The organism is Photobacterium sp. S4TG1 (genome assembly GCF_036040035.1).
In the GTDB taxonomy this organism is placed as follows: domain Bacteria; phylum Pseudomonadota; class Gammaproteobacteria; order Enterobacterales; family Vibrionaceae; genus Photobacterium.
Window position 1 is genome coordinate 70,625 of sequence record NZ_JAYXUH010000020.1, and the last position, 6,374, is coordinate 76,998.

Annotated in this window: 9 protein-coding genes; 6 read left to right on the forward strand and 3 right to left on the reverse strand. The window is 41.5% G+C overall.

The genetic code is table 11. The annotated features are described in order from the left end of the window. On the forward strand, positions 1-474 hold the full coding sequence (locus tag VXS03_RS17880) for a DUF494 family protein (RefSeq protein WP_080159086.1): 474 nt from the start codon (positions 1-3) through the stop codon (positions 472-474). Positions 475-476: 2 nt separating this feature from the next. Continuing rightward, complete coding sequence (locus tag VXS03_RS17885; RefSeq protein ID WP_327765230.1) at positions 477-1,037, forward strand: DNA topoisomerase family protein; 561 nt, start codon at positions 477-479, stop codon at positions 1,035-1,037. 62 nt (positions 1,038-1,099) lie between these two features. Here the strand turns inward: VXS03_RS17885 and VXS03_RS17890 are convergent, their stop codons facing one another. Then, positions 1,100-2,218 (reverse strand): 5-(carboxyamino)imidazole ribonucleotide synthase, encoded by a 1,119-nt coding sequence (locus VXS03_RS17890; RefSeq protein WP_327765231.1) that lies wholly within the window; start codon positions 2,216-2,218, stop codon positions 1,100-1,102. Then, positions 2,218-2,706 carry a 5-(carboxyamino)imidazole ribonucleotide mutase gene (gene purE / locus VXS03_RS17895; RefSeq protein WP_327765232.1) on the reverse strand — a complete coding sequence of 163 codons (489 nt, stop codon included), beginning with the start codon at positions 2,704-2,706 and terminating at the stop codon, positions 2,218-2,220. Before purE ends, VXS03_RS17890 begins: the two co-directional genes overlap by 1 nt. 194 nt (positions 2,707-2,900) lie before the next feature. Between purE and tsaC the strand changes: the two genes are divergently transcribed. The 4 genes from tsaC to VXS03_RS17915 all read left to right on the forward strand — a co-directional run bounded on the left by tsaC (position 2,901) and on the right by VXS03_RS17915 (position 5,555). Then, positions 2,901-3,458 (forward strand): L-threonylcarbamoyladenylate synthase type 1 TsaC, encoded by a 558-nt coding sequence (gene tsaC, locus VXS03_RS17900; RefSeq protein ID WP_327765233.1) that lies wholly within the window; start codon positions 2,901-2,903, stop codon positions 3,456-3,458. Between the two features lie 3 nt (positions 3,459-3,461). Beyond that, positions 3,462-4,382: an oxygen-dependent coproporphyrinogen oxidase gene (gene hemF, locus VXS03_RS17905; protein ID WP_327765234.1), complete on the forward strand. Its 921-nt coding sequence runs from the start codon at positions 3,462-3,464 to the stop codon at positions 4,380-4,382. An 80-nt stretch (positions 4,383-4,462) separates the two neighbouring features. After that, entirely contained in the window at positions 4,463-5,284 is an 822-nt protein-coding gene (gene aroE, locus VXS03_RS17910) for a shikimate dehydrogenase (RefSeq protein WP_327765235.1), read from the forward strand. Between the two features lie 7 nt (positions 5,285-5,291). Further along, entirely contained in the window at positions 5,292-5,555 is a 264-nt protein-coding gene (locus tag VXS03_RS17915) for a DUF1488 domain-containing protein (RefSeq protein ID WP_327765236.1), read from the forward strand. A 21-nt stretch (positions 5,556-5,576) separates the two neighbouring features. Here VXS03_RS17915 and VXS03_RS17920 read toward each other — a convergent pair whose 3' ends face one another. Next, positions 5,577-6,113: a gamma carbonic anhydrase family protein gene (locus tag VXS03_RS17920; protein ID WP_327765237.1), complete on the reverse strand. Its 537-nt coding sequence runs from the start codon at positions 6,111-6,113 to the stop codon at positions 5,577-5,579. Between the last annotated feature and the right edge of the window lie 261 nt (positions 6,114-6,374).

The window sequence follows — 6,374 nt, forward strand, 5'->3', positions numbered from 1 at the left end:
ATGATGGATATTCTTATGTATCTATTTGAAACCTATATTCAAAGTGAAGCAGAGTTGTTAGTGGATCAAGACGAACTCTCTGAAGAGCTTTTACGTGCAGGTTTTCATCAGGATGATATTTACAAGTCATTAGAGTGGCTTGAAAAACTGGCTGCTTTACAAGAAACAGAACACACACCGTATGTTAACCATAGTGCGATAACATCGATGCGAATCTATACCGACAATGAAATGTTGCGAATGGATACAGCTTGTCGTGGTTTCTTGCTTTATCTTGAGCAAATTGACGTATTAAATATTGATACTCGCGAAATGGTCATTGATCGCGTAATGGAACTCGATACTCAAGAATTTATGCTTGATGATTTGAAGTGGATTATTCTGATGGTGTTGTTTAATGCGCCAGGAAACGAAGCTGCTTATGATCAAGTGGAAGAATTATTATATGGCGCAGAAGATGGGGTTCTACACTAATAATGACGACTGATAGTGATCCATTATTTTCTGCCCATGAACAGGCTTTACAGCATCAATCATGCCCACAATGTAGTGCTGATTTAGTGATGCGTTTTGGTAAGCATGGTCCATTTTTAGGTTGTGATCATTACCCTGAGTGTGATTATATTCAGCCACTAAAACAAAATGATGGTCACATTGTTAAGCAACTCGATATGCCCTGCCCTGAATGTGCCCAACCATTGGTATTACGCCAAGGTCGTTATGGTATGTTCATTGGATGTTCGGCATACCCTGAGTGCCATTACCTTGCGTCACCAGAAAAAAAACCGCAACAAACACATATAGATTGTCCTGAGTGTCATCAAGGTCACTTAGTTGAACGTAAATCACGTTATGGCAAACTATTTTATGCGTGTGATAAATATCCGCAATGTCGTTTTGCTGTTAACAATAAACCTGTTGTTGGCGTTTGTCAGCTATGTGGTTTTGGATTACTGATAGAAAAGAAATTAGCTAGCGGTATTAAATTACAATGTGCTGATCGCAAATGTAATACTTATCAAGATGCTGAAAAATAGCGATAACATTGAAAAATATCAATAAGCCTGCATTATAGTGCAGGCTTTTTTGTGTGCGGTTTTTAGCGCGGTAATGTCGGAAAATCTTGCGATGATAATTGTTGCCCTAACAACATTAATTGATATTGCAGTTGTTCAGGTGTTGCTGCGCAAATGTTGATATGCCCCATTTTCCTGCCTGCCCGTTTTTCTTTGCCATACCAATGCACATGACAATTTTCTAAAGCCAATACCGCCCTTGGTAGGCTATCTTGCCCTAGAATATTGAGCATTGCGCTCGGACGAATAAGCTCTGTCCCACCTAATGGTAAATCGCATACTGCTCGAAGGTGGTTCTCAAATTGGCATGTCTCTGCGCCTTGTTGAGTCCAATGGCCTGAATTATGGACGCGAGGGGCGATTTCATTAACCAGTAACTGGCCATTGACCTCAAAAAATTCTAACGCTAGCACGCCAATATAATTGAGTTGTTCAGCTATCGCGCTAAACATCTTCTGGGCTTGTTGCTGCAGTGTCATATCACCAACAATGGCTGTTGAAAGACTGAGTACGCCCTCAGTGTGTATATTTTCACTGAGGGTATAGGTTTTAATATCACCTATAGCATTACGAACACCAATTAAAGACACTTCGCGATCAAAACCTATCCATTTTTCGGCCACAATCGCTTGGTTATCCGTTGCAGCAATACAGATCACTATTTCGTTCCATACTGATTCAATTTGATCGTGAGTTTTTAAGCGCCATTGACCTTTACCATCATAGCCGCCTAAGGCACTTTTTAGCACTATTGGTAAACCTAATGTACTAATTGCATTATCAAAATCTGCACGTGTATTAATAATGTAATAGGGTGCATTTGCGACGCTAGCATTATCTAATAGCGTTTTTTCAATACGACGATCGCCACCCGCTTTTATTGCTTCAGGGTGAGGTTTGAATTTACCACTCGCAGCGCAGAGCGTTAAAATATCGGTTGGTATATGTTCAAATTCTGCAGTGATCACATCGACAGCATCAATGGCTTCAATCAGTGAAAGTGATTGGCGTTGTTGAGTCAGTGGGTGTACAACATGAGTAGTTACAACATCATAAGCAATGACATTAATGTTCAATGGTGCACCGGCTAATGCCATCATTCGAGCCAGTTGTCCTGCACCTAGTACTAATACTTGATTCATTATGCATCCTCAGCAGGATTAGGGCTATCAAGTACGGTATCTGTTTGTTGTTGACGGAACGCTTCTACGGCAGCTAAAACCTCTGGGTTGTGCGTTGCGATGATTTGGGCTGCTAATAATCCAGCATTAGCGGCGCCAGCTTCACCAATCGCAAGTGTACCTACAGCAATACCTTTAGGCATTTGCACAATTGACAGTAATGAATCCATGCCCTTTAAAGCGCGAGATTGAACGGGAACGCCTAGCACTGGCAGACTAGTAAAAGCGGCTGTCATGCCTGGTAAATGTGCCGCACCGCCAGCACCTGCAATAATGACACTAATACCACGGCTTCGCGCAGTTTTTGCATAGTCAGCTAAAAGATGAGGAGTACGGTGGGCTGAAACCACTTTAGTTTCATAAGCAACATTAAAACGCTCCAGCATTTCTGCGGCATGTTGCATGGTTGGCCAATCAGATTTTGATCCCATGATAATTCCAACTTTCATTCCAATCTCCTATAGGTAATGAATAACTAAAGTGCAATTTTCGTCATTATACGGTGATTTAATGCAAAGGAAAACGTTTGCGTTGGTAAAGTTACGCTATGATTAACCTTCAATGGTGTTGTTATGCATGTGTCGGTATGATGATTACCATAACTAAAAATAAAATATCAGCTGAATAAAAAATAGAGGAATTTGTGGCAAATATTACACAAGTGGTTACAGCGTTAAAACAAGGTCAAGTAATTGGTTATCCAACAGAAGCTGTATTTGGCGTTGGTTGTGATCCTGATAATCAACAGGCAGTTAATAAACTACTAGCATTGAAACAACGCCCAGTAGAAAAAGGTTTGATCTTAATTGCTGCTGATTATGAGCAGCTACTGCCGTATATCGACGATAGCCAATTAACATCGCAACAAAAACAAGCGGTGTTAGCTTCATGGCCAGGACCTGTCACTTGGGTAATGCCAACCAAAGCAAATGTCCCAGCTTTTTTAACGGGCCAGTTTTCGACCATCGCAGTTCGAGTGACCGCGCATCCGTTAGTTCAACAACTTTGTCGTGAATTTGGTAAACCGATAACTTCAACCAGTGCTAATTTAACCGGATTTGAGCCGGGGCGTAGCGTGGCTGATGTAGAACAACAGCTAGGGGATAAACTAGCTGCAATATTGAATGGTGAGACGGGAGGACGTAATAATCCTTCTGAAATTCGTGATGCCCAAACGGGTAATATTTTCCGTCAGGGGTAATGAATGATTGATCGCAACCAGATAGATTTAAATAAAACCGCAGTAAAAGCTTTCTTGCTTCAACTTCAAGACACTATTTGTCAGGCTTTAGCACAACAAGATGGTGGTGCTGAATTTGAACAAGATCAATGGCAGCGTGAGCAAGGTGGCGGTGGTCGTAGCCGTGTATTACGCCATGGCGCAGTGTTTGAACAAGCGGGAGTTAACTTCTCTCATGTTTATGGTGATGAAATGCCAGCGTCTGCAACCGCTCATCGTCCAGAACTTGCAGGCCGACGTTTTGAAGCCATGGGGGTGTCACTGGTGATCCACCCTCATAATCCTTATGTGCCTACCTCTCATGCCAATGTTCGGTTTTTTATCGCAGAAAAAGATGGTGAAGCGCCTGTATGGTGGTTTGGTGGAGGGTTTGACCTAACCCCTTTTTATCCGTTTGATGATGATTGTCACTACTGGCATGATACTGCGAAAGCGATCTGTGCGCCGTTTGGGGATGATGTCTATTCACAGCATAAAGCATGGTGTGATAAATACTTCTTTTTGCCTCATCGTAATGAAACCCGAGGTATTGGTGGGCTATTTTTTGATGATCTCAACCAATGGGGATTTGATAAGAGCTTTGCTTATACGCAAGCTATCGGTAATGGTTTTGTTGATGCCTATATACCGATAGTCGCTCGGCGACATCAATTGTCTTATAGTGAACGTGAGCGTGAATTTCAGCTGTATCGTCGTGGACGCTACGTTGAATTTAACTTAGTGTATGATCGCGGTACCTTGTTTGGTTTGCAAAGTGGTGGTCGCACAGAATCAATCTTAATGTCGATGCCACCTTTAGCGCGTTGGGAATATTGCTATCAGCCACAGCCTGATTCTGCAGAGGCACGTTTGAGTCGTGATTACCTTCACCCTCGTGAGTGGTAAATTTGCAGCAGCAATGTTTGGCAGTTATTGCATCCAGTGATAGGGTCGATGTATCGGCTCTTTTATTTGAGTAATGGACTATGGACAAATATATCGTGGTGGGCAATCCCATCAATCACAGTAAATCCCCTTTCATTCATACCCTCTTTGCCCGTCAAACCAGCCAGAAGATGGAATACTGTAGTCAGTTAGTGGCACTCGACGGCTTTGTAACTGCAATAGATGCTTTTTTTGCCGATGGTGGTAAAGGCTGTAATATTACGGTGCCATTTAAAGAACAAGCCTTTGAGTACGCAACTCAACTTACTCAACGGGCTCAATTAGCCGGTGCAGTAAATACGTTAAAACATCTTGATGATGGCGGTATATTAGGTGATAACACCGATGGTGAAGGCTTGGTGCAAGATTTATTGCAACAACAGGTCGCACTGAAAGATAAACGTATTTTATTAATCGGTGCTGGCGGTGCTGCGCGAGGGGTGATTTTACCTTTATTAGCTCAGCAGCCGCAGAGACTCATTATAACTAATCGCACGTTGAGCAAAGCTCAACAGTTAGCGGCACTATTTACTGAATATGGTGATATTGAAGCGTTATCTTTTGATGCTTTAGGTGAGCAGAGTTTTGACGTGATCATTAATTCAACTTCAGCGAGTCTGAGTGGTCATGTTCCTGCCGTGCCAACAGCTGTTATCGGTCAACATACCTGTTGTTATGACATGGTCTACGGTTCAAGTGTGACGGCATTTAATCTCTGGGCGCAACAATACAATGCGCTTAAAACGATTGATGGTTTAGGAATGTTAGTCGGACAAGCAGCAGAAAGTTTTATGCTATGGCGAGGATTACGCCCAGGGGCTAAACAAGTACAACGAGAATTAAGACGCCTTTTACAAGAGTAAAAATCACATGAACCAAAATATATTATTTGCTGATATTCAAACTTGGCATTCAGATCAGCAAGCTATTCACTTTCCAGCTCAGCAAGGTGGTGCACTGATCAATTGTTGGTTGCCATTATCATGGTTACAACAGCAGAGTGAACTAGCATTATCAACACCAGAAGCGATTATAGCGACTTTTATTGAATATCGATTTGATATTGAAGATATTGCTGAAGCCATGATTGAGGATGAAGATTTTAATGATAATGGCGATATTGTTATTAAATAGCACCACCACGACCAGATATAATTATTGGTTAAGGTATTCATCCTTTAATTGAACATAATTAGTTGCTGATTGAGTTAATGACATTAATTCTTGTTCTGTCAGAGGCCGGATTTGTTTAACAGGACTTCCTATATAAAGGAAGCCAGAACAAAGCCGTTTCTTTGGTGGAACTAAACTTCCCGCTCCAATAATGACATCATGTTCAATAATGGCACCATCTAAAATAATAGTTCCCATACCGATTAAGACACGATCTTTAATTTGGCACCCATGCAGCATCGCTTTATGACCTACAGTAACATCATTACCTATAAGAAGAGGATAACCATCAGGGTTGGTGGTGCTAACTCGACTGACATGTAAAATGGAACCATCTTGAATATTACTGCGTTGGCCAATTTTAATATGATTGACATCCCCTCGAGCAACAACCAATGGCCATAAGCTACTATTTGCCCCGATAAAAACCTTACCAATAACGACGGCAGCGGTATCTATATAAACATTATCGGCCAGCTGTGGCGTATGATTTTGATAATGACGAAGAGTAAATGTCATGAGAATGTCTAATTAGTCAAAATAAGGGTTTTACCATAACCAATATTTCGTGTGATTAACAACCAAAAAAGTACTGGTTGATCGTTATTTGGACGTTCAAGTGAATATGACAAATTTATTGCACTTAAGCCCTTGCTAATGTGATCGAAGTCTCTATACTACGACCTCACTGACACGGAGCAAGCCATTGGCTAGCAACGAAATCAGTATTGTTCTTTAACAATTTGACCATGCAATCTGTGTGGGCACTCGTTGAATAGT